General features: G+C 71.1%; 12 protein-coding genes and 1 pseudogene. 2 read left to right on the top strand and 11 right to left on the bottom strand.

From position 1 onward, the window contains the following. Positions 1–34: 34 nt before the first annotated feature. A complete protein-coding gene (locus tag OUY22_RS18780; RefSeq protein WP_270156317.1) occupies positions 35–604 on the top strand; it encodes a TetR/AcrR family transcriptional regulator in 570 nt (189 codons plus the stop codon). 20 nt (positions 605–624) lie between these two features. On the opposite strand, the gene pstB is transcribed toward OUY22_RS18780, so the two are convergent. The 4 genes from pstB to OUY22_RS18800 are packed head-to-tail and all read right to left on the bottom strand — an operon-like array spanning position 625 to position 4,306. Beyond that, the gene (gene pstB, locus OUY22_RS18785; protein ID WP_270156329.1) at positions 625–1,452 is read right to left on the bottom strand and encodes a phosphate ABC transporter ATP-binding protein PstB; all 828 of its coding nucleotides are present in this window, start codon (positions 1,450–1,452) and stop codon (positions 625–627) included. 32 nt (positions 1,453–1,484) lie between these two features. Then, positions 1,485–2,375: a phosphate ABC transporter permease PstA gene (pstA, locus tag OUY22_RS18790; RefSeq protein ID WP_270156318.1), complete on the bottom strand. Its 891-nt coding sequence runs from the start codon at positions 2,373–2,375 to the stop codon at positions 1,485–1,487. Beyond that, a complete protein-coding gene (pstC, locus tag OUY22_RS18795) occupies positions 2,375–3,313 on the bottom strand; it encodes a phosphate ABC transporter permease subunit PstC (protein ID WP_270156319.1) in 939 nt (312 codons plus the stop codon). Before pstC ends, pstA begins: the two co-directional genes overlap by 1 nt. Then, positions 3,314–4,306: a PstS family phosphate ABC transporter substrate-binding protein gene (locus OUY22_RS18800; protein WP_270156320.1), complete on the bottom strand. Its 993-nt coding sequence runs from the start codon at positions 4,304–4,306 to the stop codon at positions 3,314–3,316. It lies immediately after the preceding gene. Positions 4,307–4,520: 214 nt separating this feature from the next. Here OUY22_RS18800 and OUY22_RS18805 point away from each other — a divergent pair, with 214 nt between their 5' ends. Further along, positions 4,521–4,985 carry an NUDIX hydrolase gene (locus OUY22_RS18805; RefSeq protein ID WP_270156330.1) on the top strand — a complete coding sequence of 155 codons (465 nt, stop codon included), beginning with the start codon at positions 4,521–4,523 and terminating at the stop codon, positions 4,983–4,985. 14 nt (positions 4,986–4,999) lie between these two features. Here OUY22_RS18805 and OUY22_RS18810 read toward each other — a convergent pair whose 3' ends face one another. The 7 genes and pseudogenes from OUY22_RS18810 to OUY22_RS18840 all read right to left on the bottom strand — a co-directional run bounded on the left by OUY22_RS18810 (position 5,000) and on the right by OUY22_RS18840 (position 14,113). Further along, on the bottom strand, positions 5,000–6,493 hold the full coding sequence (locus OUY22_RS18810; protein ID WP_270156321.1) for a hypothetical protein: 1,494 nt from the start codon (positions 6,491–6,493) through the stop codon (positions 5,000–5,002). Between the two features lie 29 nt (positions 6,494–6,522). Beyond that, positions 6,523–7,374 (bottom strand): zinc metalloprotease HtpX, encoded by an 852-nt coding sequence (gene htpX / locus OUY22_RS18815; RefSeq protein ID WP_270156322.1) that lies wholly within the window; start codon positions 7,372–7,374, stop codon positions 6,523–6,525. A 180-nt stretch (positions 7,375–7,554) separates the two neighbouring features. Then, complete coding sequence (locus OUY22_RS18820) at positions 7,555–9,114, bottom strand: NADH-quinone oxidoreductase subunit N (protein WP_270156323.1); 1,560 nt, start codon at positions 9,112–9,114, stop codon at positions 7,555–7,557. After that, the gene (locus OUY22_RS18825) at positions 9,111–10,901 is read right to left on the bottom strand and encodes a complex I subunit 4 family protein (RefSeq protein ID WP_270156324.1); all 1,791 of its coding nucleotides are present in this window, start codon (positions 10,899–10,901) and stop codon (positions 9,111–9,113) included. Before OUY22_RS18825 ends, OUY22_RS18820 begins: the two co-directional genes overlap by 4 nt. A gap of 82 nt (positions 10,902–10,983) precedes the next feature. Continuing rightward, entirely contained in the window at positions 10,984–12,861 is a 1,878-nt protein-coding gene (locus tag OUY22_RS18830) for an NADH-quinone oxidoreductase subunit 5 family protein (RefSeq protein WP_270156331.1), read from the bottom strand. A 299-nt stretch (positions 12,862–13,160) separates the two neighbouring features. After that, positions 13,161–13,442: pseudogene (nuoK, locus tag OUY22_RS36935) on the bottom strand (NADH-quinone oxidoreductase subunit NuoK); the annotation flags it as partial. Then, positions 13,442–14,113: an NADH-quinone oxidoreductase subunit J family protein gene (locus OUY22_RS18840; RefSeq protein WP_270156326.1), complete on the bottom strand. Its 672-nt coding sequence runs from the start codon at positions 14,111–14,113 to the stop codon at positions 13,442–13,444. The pseudogene nuoK and the gene OUY22_RS18840, both read right to left, overlap by 1 nt. Positions 14,114–14,842: the final 729 nt, after the last annotated feature.

Consider the following 14,842-nt stretch of genomic DNA (forward strand, 5'->3'; position numbering starts at 1 on the left):
TGTCAACACCGGAGGTCGTGAGAGAGTGGGGGCCATGGTGGACGACACCAGGAACCGGCTGATCGAGAGTGCCCTGAGCCTGCTGCGCGACGAGGGTCTCGACGCCGTGACGTTGCGCGCGGTCGGCGAACTGGCCGGCCTGTCCCGGATGGCCCCGTACCGGCACTTCGCCGACAAGACCGCCCTGCTCGCCGCCCTCGCCGCCCGCGTCATCACCGACCTGAGCACCCACGTCGCCGCCGCCGTCCTCGCGCACACCGGCCATCAGGAGCGGCTGCGGGCCTTCTACGACAGCTATGTCGAGTACGCGGCCGACCACCGCGAGGAATACCGGCTCGTCTTCGCCTCGACGTTCTCCGCCGGCGACCATCCGGAGATGGAGCAGGCCCTCGACGACGTGATGAGCGCGCTCAGCCTCGACGTCGCCGACCATGAGCCCGTCAACAAGGCCGCGATGATGGCCCTGATGGCCACCGCGCACGGCCTCGCCGAGCTGGTGACGGCCGGGCACTTCGCACACAAGCAGATCAGCCGGCGGGACGTGATCGACGTGATCATCGAGGGCACCGGCCGGCGCGGACGGGCGGGGGAGAGCGGGCCGTAGCCGGCTCTCCCGCAGCCGGGTCAGCCGAAGCGGCCGGTGATGTAGTCCTCGGTGCGCTTGTCGCTCGGGTTGGTGAAGATGCGGCTGGTCTCGTCGTACTCCACCAGGCGGCCGTGCCGCTCGCCCTTCTCGTCCACCTCCGCGGTGAAGAACGCGGTGCGGTGGGAGACCCGGGCGGCCTGCTGCATGTTGTGCGTGACGATGACGATCGTGTAGTCGCGGGCCAGCTCCTGCATCAGGTCCTCGATCTTGGTGGTGGCGATCGGGTCGAGCGCGGAGCAGGGCTCGTCCATCAGGATCACCTCGGGCTTGACCGCGATGGCCCGCGCGATGCAGAGCCGCTGCTGCTGGCCGCCGGAGAGGGACAGCGCGTTCTGCTTCAGCTTGTCCTTGACCTCGTCCCACAGGGCCGCCCGGGTGAGCGCCTCCTCGACGAGGTCGTCCACCTTGCCCTTCATGCCGTTGACCCGGGGGCCGTAGGCGATGTTGTCGTAGATGGACTTGGGGAACGGGTTCGGCTTCTGGAAGACCATGCCGATGCGCCGCCGTACCTCGATCGGGTCGACGTGGTCGCCGTAGAGGTCCTCGTCGTGGTAGAGGATCTGGCCGACGGCGCGGGCGCCGGGGATGAGGTCGTTCATCCGGTTGAAGCAGCGCAGGACGGTGCTCTTGCCGCAGCCGGACGGGCCGATCATGGCGGTGATCTCGCGGTTGCCGATGGTCAGGTCGACGCCGCGCACGGCCTCGTACGCGCCGTAGAAGACGCTCAGGCCCGACACGGTGAACACCGGGTCGAGCGACTCGATCGTACGGGGGGCTCCGTTGGCACTGACCTGGATGTTCTTCATGATGGTGGTCTCTGTCTCGCTCATTCTCGTTCTCACCAGCGCTTCTGGTAGCGGTTACGGAGCCAGATGGCGGCGGAGTTCATCAGCAGCAGGATCGCGAGCAGGACCACGATCGCCGCGGCGGCCAGGTAGTGGAAACCCTCACGCGACTGGGAGATCCAGTTGAAGATCTGGATCGGCAGGACGGTGTAGCTGGCCATGACGCCGTCCGGGTTGAACCGGATGAAGGAGACCGCGCCCAGCATGAGCAGCGGGGCCGCCTCGCCGATGGCCCGCGACAGGGCCAGGATGGAGCCGGTCGCGATGCCGGGGATCGCGGCGGGCAGGACCTGGCGGGAGATGGTCTGCCACTGCGTCGCCCCCAGGGCGAGCGAGCCTTCGCGGATGGACGGCGGCACCGCGCGGATCGACTCACGGGAAGCGATGATCACCACGGGCAGCACGAGCAGGCCGAGGGTGATCGCCGCCGTGATGACGCTGAACCCGAGCCCGAACGAGCGGGCGATGATGCCCAGCCCCAGGATGCCGTAGACGATCGAGGGGACGGAGGCCAGGTTCTGGATGTTCACCTCGATGACCCGGTTCCACCAGCGGGTCTTGTCCGCGTACTCCTCCAGGTAGATCGCGGCCGCGACGCCCGTCGGGAGGGTGAGGACCGCCGTCAGCGAGATGACCCAGAGCGTGCCGGTGATGGCGGACTGCGCGCCGGCGATCTCGGGGTTGCGGATCGACGGCATGTTCTCCCACAGCCGGGAGTCGAGCCGCGGCCAGCCCTCGACGAGCACGTACGTGAGCAGGGCGGCCAGGAAGACGAACGCGATCGCCAGGCTGGAGATCAGGGCGATCCTGAACACGTGCTCCCGGAGCGGTTGCCCCTTGCCGGCCAGTTGCACGGCCGATCGCGGGGTGGACAGGACGGCCATTACTCGTACACCTCACGGAACTTGCGCACCAGGCGGGCGCTGACGAAGTTCATCACCAGCGTCATCACGAACAGCAGCGAGCCGACCGCGAAGATGGTGTTGTAGTCGACGGTGCCGACCGGGACGTCGCCCGACCCGGCCTGGGCGATGAACGCCGCCATGGTCTGCATCGCCTTGCCGATGTCGAGCGTGAAGTTGGGCTGCCCGCCACCGGCCATGTAGACGATCATCGTCTCGCCCGCGCCGCGCGAGATCGCGAGGATGACGGCCGCCACGATGCCGGAGAAGGCCGCCGGCAGCACCACGCGGAGCGAGGTGACCATCTTGGAGGCGCCCAGCGCGTACGAGCCCTCGCGCAGCCCGGCCGGGACGGCGGACATGGCGTCCTCGGAGAGCGAGGCGACGATCGGGATGATCATGAACCCGACGACGAGCCCGGCGCTCAGCGCGTTGAAGATCTCGATTTCGAACGGCAGGATGCCCCGCAGCAGCGGGGTGACGAAGCTCAGCGCGAAGAAGCCGAAGACCACGGTCGGGATGCCGGCCAGCACCTCCAGCGCGGGCTTGCAGAACTTCCTGACGCGCGGGTCGGCGTACTCCGACAGGTAGACGGCGGCGGCCAGGCCCAGCGGCACGGCCACCAGCACCGCGATCCCCGTCGTGATGAGCGTCGCGCTCACCAGGGGCAGCACCCCGTACGAAGGCGGCTCGAACAGCGGCCCCCACTCGGTGGAGGTGAAGAACTCCACCACGCTGATCTGCGCGAAGAACCCGATGGTCGGCTCCACCAGCGACACCACGATCCCGATCGTGGTCGCGACGGAGACCAGCGCGGCCAGCAGCAGGACCGCCTTGATGATCGCCTCGCCGTGACGCGGGCGCGACCGCGCCAGGGACGAGGGCGTCCCTGAGGCGGTCGCGGAGTCTCGCATCGCCATCTAGCCCTGCTTCAGAGCGTCGAAATCGGCCTTGAGCTTCGTCTCCTGCTCGGTGTTGAGCGGGATGTACTGGGCGTCGGTCGCGATCCTGCCGATGTTGGCCACGTAGAAGTCGAGGAAGGCGGCGACCTCGGGGCGCTTGACCGACTCGAGCGACGGGTAGAGGAACAGCGACCGCGACAGCGGGGTGTAGGTGCCGTTCTGCGCGGTCTCCACGCTCGGCGCCACGCAGCCGTCGCCGGAGTCGATCTGGACGGCCTTGAGCTTGTCGGCGTTCTCCTCGAAGTAGGTGAAGCCGAAGTAGCCGAGCCCGCCCTTGGTGCCGGTGACGCCCTGGACGGTGATGTTGTCGTCCTCGCTCGGGTTGTAGTCCTTGCGGCTGGCGCCCTCCGCACCGTTGATCTCGTCGGTGAAGTAGTCGAAGGTGCCGGAGTCGGTGCCCGGGCCGAACAGCTTCAGCGGCTCGTCGGGGAACTTGGCGTCGACCTGCCTCCAGCTCGCGATCTTGCCTTCCGCGGCGGGCTCCCACATCTTCTTGAGGTGGTCGGTGGTGAGGCAGGTGGCCCAGGTGTTCTCCTTGTTCACCACGACGGTCAGGGCGTCCGTGGCGACGGTGAGCTCGGCGAACTTGACGCCCTTGGCGTCGCAGGCGGCCTTCTCCTCGTCCTTGATCGGACGGGAGCCGTTGGAGATGTCGGTCTCGCCGTTGCAGAACTTCTCGAAGCCGCCGCCGGTGCCGGAGGTGCCGACGGTCACGTTGACCTTGGGCTGCTCCTCGGCGAAGAACTCGGCCGCGGCGCTCGTCAGCGGCGCCACCGTGCTGGAACCGTCCGCCTTGACCTGGCCGGCCAGTTGACCGCCGGCGCTCTGGCCGCTGCTCGTGGCGCTCTCGCCGGCGGGCTGAGTGGTGTTGGTGCCGCCACATGCGGCGGAAAGGGCCACGAGGATGGCGGCCGTCGCCGCCGCGCTGAGGCGGCGCTGTCCACTGGTCACGGTGTGCGTCCTTCTCCGTAGAGATTCGTACTCGCTGCACCTCGATAGAAGCGGTCCAAAGTGAACAAAGAGGAAACGGACCGTGACCAGAGCCGGAAAGCGTATGACGACGCGCGTGAACCCTTGACCAAGGCATTGCCGCAGGCCGGGACGTCATCCAGGGTTCATGCCGCCGTCATGGGAAGGACGGGACATAGGGTTGACAGACGTGACGATGATCCCCCTGCGCCGGTTCACGGCGCGTGCGCTGCCCATCGACGACCAGGGGCGTGTCCTGCTGCTCAACGGGTTCGACCCGGCACGGCCCGAGCGGCGGTTCTGGTTCACCATCGGCGGGGCGCTGGAGGGCGAGGAGACCCTCCAGGAGGCCGCCGTGCGCGAACTTTTCGAGGAGGCCGGCATCCGGGTGCCGCCCGAGGCGCTCACCGGGCCGCACCGGACCAGCACGATCGAGTTCGCCTGGGCGCAGTACACGATCGTCCAGGACCAGACGTTCTTCGCCGTACGGGTCGGGCCGGCGCGGATCTCGTTCGAGCACATGGAGCAGATCGAGAAGGACACCACGATCGGCCACCGCTGGTGGAGCGCCGAGGAGCTGGAGACGACCGACGAGACCGTCTTCCCGCCGGACCTGGCGGCGATCCTGCGCGCGATCAACGAGGGGACCGGGCCGGCGTAACGCCCGGGCGCGCCTCACGCCGGGCGCAGCACCCGGGCCGCGCCCGTGATCAGCGCCGTGGCCAGGATCCACCCCGACACGACCAGCCCGTACGCGAGGACCTGCGTCCATCCGGCCGGGTCGAACATGTCCCGCTGGCCGAACGTCGACCAGGGCAGCAGCAGGTCGAAGGTGTAGGCGAACGGCTCGAAGCCCGGCGCCTCGTCCGGTTTGAGCGGTCGGGGCGGGTTCAGCCCGAACGCCACCGTGCCGATCAGCAGCAGGACCCCGAACCACACCGCGGCCAGCCAGGGCCGATAGCCGTACCCGACCGTGACGTCCAGCAGCCGCCCCCACAGCCGCCCTCCCAGCCCCTCGGTCCTGCGCCGGTTGCGCAGCTTGGCGAGCTGGGCGCGGCGGGCCAGCGCCTCGTTGCCGTCACGGCGGTACCACGCCACGAGCTGCTCGTACGGCTGCGGCCGGAACCCCTCCGGGTCGCGGCCCACCCAGTCGATCCGCCGGGCGACGCCGCTGCCGCGCAGCCGCTCGTACGTCAGGCCGTTCAGGCGCAGCCTCTCCGGCCAGGTGTCCGGGGAGTCCTGCAAGGTGCCGACCGTCGAGTGGGCGAGCGTCACCACGCCGTCGATCGGCTCGTCCGGTTTGAGGTAGAGCTCGCGAACCTCCATGTGGCTGGCGTGCAGCGCGTACGGGGTGTCGGGGCTGCGGATGACGCCCCTGATCGCGAGCAGGCCGTTCACCCGGGCCCCGCGCATGCGCACACAGCCCAGCGCCAGGAAGTCGCCGGTGCAGCGCATCGTGTCCTCCACGACCATGCCGTCGGCGTCGAGCGCGATCCTGCCCGGGTTGCGGATCTTCGTGCCGATCAGGGAGACGCCGCCGTTGAGCCGGGCCCCGGCCAGCCGCACCATCCCGGTGATGTCGGCGTTGCCGAGGAAGGTCACCGAGTCGACCACCACGGCGTCGCACCGCACCGCCGGCTCCTCGTCGTGCGCGTGCTCCACCTTGGTGCCGCCGAGCCACAGCCCGCTGCCGAACTGGGCGCGCATCACCCACACCGGCCCCGTGACGTGCGAGCCGGACAGGCTCAGCTGCCCCTCCACCCGCATGCCCACCCCGCCGAACGAGGGCAGCCTGCAGTTGGTCAGCCGTACGGTCCGCGTCCGCGAGTCGGTGAACCGGACCGGGCCCTCCAGATGGCAGCCGGTGAGCACCAGCTCGTGCTCGACCGTACCGCCGAAGATCTGCAGCGAGCCGGTGATCCGCGCGCCGCGGACCCGCACCGCGGGGACCGCGCCGGCGCCCGCCTGACGGGCGCCGAGCAACAGCTTCGTGATCACCTCGGCCCGCACGGTGCGCTCGGGACCCCAGGTGTGACCGTCCTGCGGCGCGTTGACCCCGGCCGTGCGGGTGGCCTGCGGTTCGGTGTCGGCGAACGACACCATCTCCCCGGTCGGGAAGGCGTTCCACACCTTTCGCTCGGCCTCGGTCAAGCGTAAGGATCGCGCCATGGGCCGATTGTCGCGCATCCCCGCCCGGGTCAGCGCCGGTAACCGGCCATTCGCTCCAGTCTGGCCACGCGCTCCGAGGTGGGCGGGTGGGTGGAGAACAGCCGGCCCAGGCCCGCCCCGCTGAACGGATTGGCGATCATCATGTGGGAGGCGGAGGTCAGCCGGCTGTTCTCCGGGAGCGGCAGCCGCCGCGCCCCCATCTCGATCTTGCGGAGGGCGGAGGCGAGCGCCAGCGGATCACCCGTCAGCCTGGCCCCCGACTCGTCCGCCTGGTATTCGCGGGTACGGGAGATCGCCATCTGGACCATCCCGGCGGCCACCGGGCCGAGCAGCATCATGAGCAGCGCGCCCAGGAAGCCGGGGCCCTCGTCGTCGTCGGACCCGCCGAAGAACACCGCCACGTAACTGATCCAGGTGATCATCGTGGCGAGCGCTCCGGCCACCGAGGAGACGAGGATGTCGCGGTTGTACACGTGGGACAACTCGTGACCGATGACGCCGCGCAGCTCACGCTCGTCGAGGAGCTGGGTCAGCCCGTAGGTGACGCACACCGCGGCCTGGCGAGGGCTGCGGCCGGTGGCGAACGCGTTCGGCTGGACCGTGGGCGAGACGTACAGGCGGGGCATCGGCTGGCGGGCCTCGGTGGAGAGCTCACGCACGATCCGGTAGAGCACGGGCTGCTCGACCTCGCTGACCGGCCGGGCCCGCATCGCCGACAGCGCGATGCGGTCAGAGAAGAAGTAGGCGAAGCCGTTCGTCGCGAGAGCCAGCACGAACGCGATCTGCAGACCGATGCCGCCACCCCACCACCAGCCCACGGCGATGATCGACGCGGACAATCCGCCGAGCAGGAGCGCGGTGCGCAGACCGTTGTGGTGCAAGGTTCCCCCCTTCGTGTTCCCGGGTGCACCAGTACAACGACGATGACCTGCCTCAGCGTTCCCCGAGGTGCGCGCCCCTGGGACGGAGTGACGGCACGCGGACGGGCGGCGGCGCGACCGAAGCCACCAGCCCGCCACCTGCGGAACGACCGGCGTCCTTGCGTGCGTGGTCGGCCGGGGTCAGCCCGACAGGAGCGTCATGTCGAGCACGAGCTGGGGCGCCAAGGAGAACAGCACCGCCGCCGCCACCGCCAGCCCTGTCGCCGCCCATGCCGCCGGATGCCGCCGCGACACGGCGGGTGCGGCGGGTGCGGCGCCCGGCTCGGGGGTGAAGAGCCGGGCCGTCCAGCCCACGTAGTAGCAGAGCCCGACCACCGTGTTGACCGCCATGACCAGCGCCAGCCAGGCCGCCCCGCCCTCGACGATCTCGCGGAAGACCACCACCTTGGCGAACAGCCCCGCCAGCCCCGGCGGCAACCCGGCCAGGCAGATCAGGCAGAACGCCAGCGACAGCCCTGCCGCCGGCCGGCGGAGCGCCAGGCCCCGGTAGTCGTCGAGCACGTTGCGCGGGGCGACCCGGGAGACGAGCATGACCACCGCGAACGCGCCCAGGTTCATCGCGGCGTAGATCACCAGGTAGGCCACGGACGCCCCGGCGGCGCCCGCCCCCGCCTCGCGGCCGGAAGTCTGGATGGCCACGACCAGCGGCGCCAGGATGTAACCCGACTGGGCCACCGACGACCAGGCCAGCAGGCGCACGGCGGAACGCTGCCGCAGCGCCAGCAGGTTGCCTGCCGTCATGGTGAGCGCCGCGACGACGGCCACGACCGGGGCCCACGTCGCCGACTGCCCGGGAAGGGCGACGACGAGGACGAGGATGAGCCCGGCGAACCCGGCCGCCTTGGAGATCACCGACAGCAGCGCCGCCACCGGGACGGGCGCGCCCTGGTAGACGTCCGCCGCCCAGGAGTGGAACGGCACCGCGGCGATCTTGAAGGCGAAGCCGGCCAGGACGAGCACGATCCCGACCGTCACCACCCCCGGCAGCCCGTGCTCCGCCGCCACGAGCGACGACGAGCCCTCCGGCCACCCGGGAGCCTGCGCCTCCCCGCCGAGCACCGCCGCGAGCCTCGACAGGAACACCGTGCCGCCGACCCCGTACAGCAGGGACACCCCGAACAGCATGACGGCCGTCGACACCACCGACACGAGGAAGAGCTTGACCGCGGCCTCCGAGGCGCGGCCGTCGTACCGCTTGAGCGCGGTGAGCGCGAACACCGGCAGCGAGACCAGCTCCAGCGCCACCACGAGCATGATCAGGTCGCGGGCGGCGGGCAGGGTCACCGCGCCGACCAGCGTGCACAGCAGCAGGAAGTACCACTCCCCGACCGGGATGCCGCCGCCGGCCAGCTCGGTCATCGACATCAGCACGATCACCACGGCCGCCAGCAGCACCAGCCCCGTGAGCACCAGCGTGAACCGGTCGACCACGAACGAGCAGAGCCCCGGCTGAGCGCCGAGCCGCGCGGGCACGCAGAACGTCGACATGGTCCGGCCCGAGAAGGCCTGCGCGGTCACGAACGCCAGCGCCGCCAGAACTCCCGCCAGCGTGGCGACCCCCAGCCCGGCCGTGACCCTGGGCCCAGCGGGCAGGAAGGCGTCGAGCAGCAGCACCAGCCCGGCGACCAGGGCGAGCGTCAACGGCGCGGCGATGGCGAAATAGTCGATCTGCTGGATCATGACAGGGCTCCCAGCAGGGTCTGCACAGCCGGCGTGGTGAGGGCGAGCAACAGCTGCGGCCAGAGCCCGAACAGCAGGATCAGCACGATCAGCGGCACCCAGGCGACGAGCTCATGCCGCTGGACATCAGGCAGCTCCGCCCGGTGAGCCGCCCCAGCCCTCGGCGGCGTCTCGTACGGCGGCGTCTCGTGCGGTGAACGCTCGCCCGGGGGCGTTTCCGAGTTCGGGAGAGGATGAACCGGTTGCTCGTCCGGCGGTTCAGGAAGGGTGGCGCTCAACCGGCCGGTGACGCTCTCGCCCGCCGCGCGCGACGCCACCCCGGCGAGCACGTCCGGGCCACCGGCGGTGGAAGCCGTTCCGGCGGACGCGGCCGGACCTCCGGACGGCGCGCCCGGGGTAACGGCCGTGGGGCTGCCGTGGGTGACACGGGAGAGCATGACCAGGAAGTACGCGGCCGTCAGCACCGCCCCCAGACCGCCGATGACCATGAACACCAGGAACAGCCCGCGCGGCAGCGCCGCCGCCGGCTCGAAGGCGCCGAACAGCGCCAGCATCTCCCCCCAGAACCCCGCCAGGCCGGGCAGCCCCAGCGAGGCGATGGCGGCGAACGTGAGGATCGCCCCCAGACGCGGGAGCCTGGCCATCAGGCCGCCGCCCAGCGAGGGGATGTCGGCCGTGTGGTAGCGGTCCTTGATCGCCCCGGCCAGGAAGAACAGCAGGCCGGTGATCAACCCGTGGGCGACGTTCGCGAACAGGGCGCCGTTGACGCCCGCCGTCGAGAGGGTGGCGAAGCCCAGCAGCACGAAGCCCATGTGACCGACCGACGAATAGGCGATCATCCGTTTCAGGTCGCGCTGCGCGAGGCACGCCAGAGCGCCGTAGACGATGCCGACCACGGCGAACGCCCCCAGCCACGGCGCGACGGCCGCCGCCCCCTCGGGCAGGATCGGGATCGCGATCCTGGCGAAGCCGTAGGTGCCCATCTTCAGCAGCACCCCGGCCAGCAGGACCGAGCCGACCGTGGGCGCCTGGGTGTGGGCGTCGGGCAGCCAGGTGTGCAGCGGCCACATCGGCGTCTTGACGGCCAGCCCGAGGCCCACCGCCACGAACGCCACCACCTGCACCGCCCTGCTCATGCCCGCGCCGTGGCTCCCGGCCAGCTCCACGATGTCGAGCGTGCCGGTCTGCGCCCAGATGAGCAGCAGACCGAGCAGCATCACCACCGACCCGAGCAGCGTGTAGAGGATGAACTTGACCGCCGCCGCCCTGCGCCCCTCCCCTCCCCAGATGGCGATCAGGAAGTACATCGGTATGAGCACAATCTCGAAGAACACGAAGAACAGCAGCAGGTCGAGGGCGAGGAACGTGCCGATCATGCCCACTTCGAGCACGAGCAGCGTGAACACCAGCGCCCTCGGCCGCACCCCTCCCGGCCCGGGATGCAGCAGCTGCCCTGGCGCGGTCCCGCCGCCCCAGCCGAGGTACGCGAAGCAGAGGAACACCAGCAGGGCCGTCAGCGCGACCAGGGGCAGCGAGATCCCGTCCACGCCCAGCTGGAAACGGAGATCCAGCCCCGGGGTCCACGCCAGGTCCACGGTGAACTGCGGCCGGGCCGGCTGCCCGTGGTCGAACGACGCCACCATCACGGCGGCCAGGGCCAGCGTCACCCCGGACACCGCCATCCCGTACCCGCGCAGCACCGGACGCAGCGCGTCGTCCGCGACCAGGAGCGGCAGCGCCCCCAGCAGCGGCACCGCGACCATCGCGACGGTGAGCCAGCCGCTCATGCCGGCGCCACCACCCTCGCCGTCGCGGAAAGACCGTGCGTCATGCGAACACCACCGCCCTCGCCGTCACGGGAAGACCGCGTCATGCGAACACCACCGCCCCCAGCGCGATCAGAAGGACGCCGGCCAGCAGCCCGCTCACGTAGAGCTGGACGTTGCCGTTCTGGACGAGCCGCAACATCCCGGACAGCCCGCGCGCCGTGCGGCCGGAGCCGCGCACGGCGCCGTCGATCACCTCGTCGTCGGCCCGCGATACGCCCCCGGCCAGTGCCAGCACCGGCCGCACCACGACCGCGGCGTAGAGGCCGTCGACGTAGAACGCCCGCTCGCACGGCACGCGCAGCACCCCCAGGAGCCGGGCCGGGTCCGCCAGCGGGTCGGCCCGCCAGGCGACGTACACGACGGCGGCGCCGAGCAGTGCCAGTGCCACGCTGATGACCGCGATCGGGAGGTCGAGGTGCGGCTCGGCGGCGAACCCGAGCAGCAGGGCCGGGACCGCGAGCAGCACGACCGGCACCAGCATGGTGCGAGGGCCCTCGCGGACGTCGATGACGTGCGCGGTGCCGGGCTCCGGCTCGGGCAGCGCGACCGTACGCGCCCGGCCGAAGAAGGTACGCAGCCAGGCCCTGGTGGCGTACGCGCCGGTCACCGCGACGGTCGCGAGCGCGCACCCGTACAGGAGCAGGGCGGCGGCGTCCGTGAGACGGCCGGTCAGGGCGCCTTCCATGGCCGCGAGCAGCGCGTCCTTGCTGAAGAAGCCGCTGGCAGGAGGCAGACCCATCAGCGCGGCGAAGCCGACCGTGGTGGCCGCGAACGTCACGGGCAGCTCGCGCCGGAGCCCGCCCATCCGGCTCATCAGGTTGGAGCCGACGTGGTGGATCACCAGCCCGGCACAGAGGAACAGCAGCGCCTTGAACGCACCATGCGTGATCAGGTGGAAGATCGCGGCCGTGTCGGACCCGGCGGCGAGGCCGCCCGCCATGTAGGCGAGCTGGCTGATCGTGGAGTAGGCCAGGACGCGTTTCAGGTCGTCCTGGGCGAGCGCCGCCAGAGCCGCGCCGAGCATGCCGAGCGCGGCCATGACCGCGAGCACGTCCATCGTGGGTCCGGCGGCGGTGAAGACCGGGAACAGCCTGGCCACGAGGAAGATGCCGGCGGCGACCATGGTCGCGGCGTGGATCAGGGCGCTGATCGGCGTCGGGCCCGCCATCGCGTCGGGCAGCCAGGTGTGCAGCGGCACCTGCGCGCTCTTGCCCGCGACGCCGGCGAGCAGCAGCAAGGTGGCGGTCACGAGCGTGCCCGAGGACATCTGCGGCACGGCGGCGAGCACATCGGCGATGCGGAAGCTCCCGGCCCCGACGCCCAGCACGAAGATCCCGAACAGGAAGCCGACGTCGCCCAGCCGGGTCACCAGGAACGCCTTGACGGCGGCGCGGGAGTTGCCCAGGTCCTCCCACCAGTGGCCGACGAGCAGGTAGGAGCAGAGACCCATGATCTCCCAGCCCACGTAGAGCACCAGGAGATCACCCGCGTAGACCACGAGCAGCATGGCCGCGGTGAACAGGCTGACGAAGGCGCTGTAGGACGGGTAACGGGGGTCGTCCGCGAGATAGCCGATCGAGTAGACCTGGACGGCCAGCGCCACGAGCGTGACCAGCACGCCGAGCAGCGCGGAGAGGTCGTCGGCCTGCAGCGTGAGCGAGATCGGCACGCTGCCGGTGACGATGGCGCCGTACGTGGCGCCCACGGGCTCCGAGCGCGGCCCGCCTTCGAGGTAGGCGAAGCCCTGGCCCCACGCCAGCCAGACGGCGAACACGGCGGCGCCCGCCGTCGGGATCACCGCGATCCAGGCCGCCCGCCGGTTCGCGCCCGCCGACGGGCGCCCGTGCGGCCATCGCGACAGCAGCAGCCCCGCCGCGGCGGCGGCGAACGGCAGGAGCACGGCCGGCAACGGCACCATCGTCACGACGCGCCTCCTCGCCCCAGGTGACCGGGGTCCTCACCGGGCCGGCCTTCTTCCCCGCTCAGACCTTCAGCGGACGGTCCGTCCTCGACGGCCCGACCCTCCTCACCACTCCGGCCGCCGCCCCCCGCCCCGCCGACTTCCTCAGACCGGCTGCGGGGTGGCGGGCCGCCGGTGGGCGCTCCGATCAGGGCCGGCACCGCAGTGGCGGGCATGCGGGCTCCCGAAGCGGACCGCGCGCCCGGATCGTCCTCGGGCGAGGGATCGTCCGCGGGCTCCGCCAGGTCGCGCAGGTGGTCGATGTCGACCGTCTTGCGGTTGCGGTAGAGAGCCAGGATGATCGCCAGGCCGACTCCCACCTCGGCCGCGGCGATCACGATGACGAACAGGGTCAGCACCTGGCCGCTGTGGAGCCGGTCGCCCAGCCACACGTCGAAGGCGACGAGGTTGAGGTTGACGGCGTTGAGCATCAGCTCGACCGACATCAGCACGAGGATCGTGTTACGGCGGGCGAGCACACCGTAGACGCCGATGGAGAACAGGAGGGCGGCAACCAGCGCCGGGTAGACGATGTGCACTAATGACCCCCGGTCTGATCGGTCGGCGACTCCTTGGACGCCCCCGTACGGGATGGGTCGGCATCGGGCCCGTCCGCAAGACCACCCGCACCCGGCTCCCCATCAGAACCGTCCGCGGGGTTCGCCGGGCTCGGGGGGCCGCCGCGGATGTCGGTGCGGGAGAGGACGATGGCGCCGATCAGGGCGGCCAGCAGCAGCACGGACAGCGCCTCGAACGGGAGCACCCACGTGCTGAAGATGCTCGCCCCCAGCTCGCGGGCGGCGCCGGCGCCCGGCGTCAGCGGCGCGTAGGCGGTGCGGAAGCCGTCGATCACCACCGTCACCAGGACGCCCGCGGTCGCCACCGCCACCACGGCCGCCGCCACGCGGTTGCCGCTGTCGAGGTCGTCGGAGCGGCCGACCGGCGCCCGGGTCAGCATGATCCCGAACAGCAGCAGGACGATCACGGCGCCCACGTAGATGAGCACCTGCACCCACGCCACGAACTCGGCCGTGAGCACCAGGTAGCAGCCCGCGAGCGCACCGAACGCGACGACCAGCCACAGGGCCGCGTGGACGAGCTGTTTCGTGGTGACGACGAGCAGCGCCGAACCGATCGCCACCGCTCCCAGGAGCAAGAAGACGATCTCTTGTCCGGTGGGTGACAAATAGGAGGGCACCGCCTCGGTCACTACTCCTCCTCGGGCTCCCTTGGCTCTTCATGACCGAGCCGACCGGGCGGGCGGATGGAACGAGGATCTGCCATCCGGCGCCTTCGCGGTCTCGCGCTTGAAGTCTGCTCCCCCGAGCCATGCTCCGGCCGTGATTCCTCACGGCCTGTGGAAAACTCCGGTCCTGCTCCCTCGCCTGTGGATGAATCCTGACCTTCGTCCACCGCCGACGTCTCGCCTGCGGCCTCGTAAGGCGCGCGATCGGAGTCCTCCGCCGGCACGTCGCCGGCTGCGGAGCCCGTGTCGTCCGCCCGACTCCCGGCGGCTTCGGGAGCCGTTGGGGTCGTGGGGCTCTCGGCGCCAGCGCTCGGCGGGTTGTCGGCTGGGAGCGCGCCGGGCGGCCGGATGGCGCGCACGTTCGTCACGGCCCTGCGCGGCCGGCGACCCGCTGCCGCCTCGGGCACCCGGCGTCCGGAGCCCGCTCCAGAACCCGCTCCGGAACTTTCCGGCGCGGAGCCTTCCCGCACAGAGCCTCCCGGCGCGGAGCCCTCCGGCGCCGAGCCCTCCGGCGCCGAGCCTTCCCGCACAGAGCCCCCCGGCGCGGAGCCTTCCCGCGCGGAGCCGCTCTCCGGTGCGACACCTCCCGCCTGTGCGGCATCCCCAGCCGGCGCGGCCTCGCCTTCCGCCGCAGGTCCTCCGGCCGCCGCAGGTCCTCCGGCCGCCGCAGGTCCTCCGGCCGCCGCAGGTCCT

It is taken from the genome of Nonomuraea corallina, assembly GCF_027620315.1.
Lineage (GTDB): Bacteria > Actinomycetota > Actinomycetes > Streptosporangiales > Streptosporangiaceae > Nonomuraea > Nonomuraea corallina.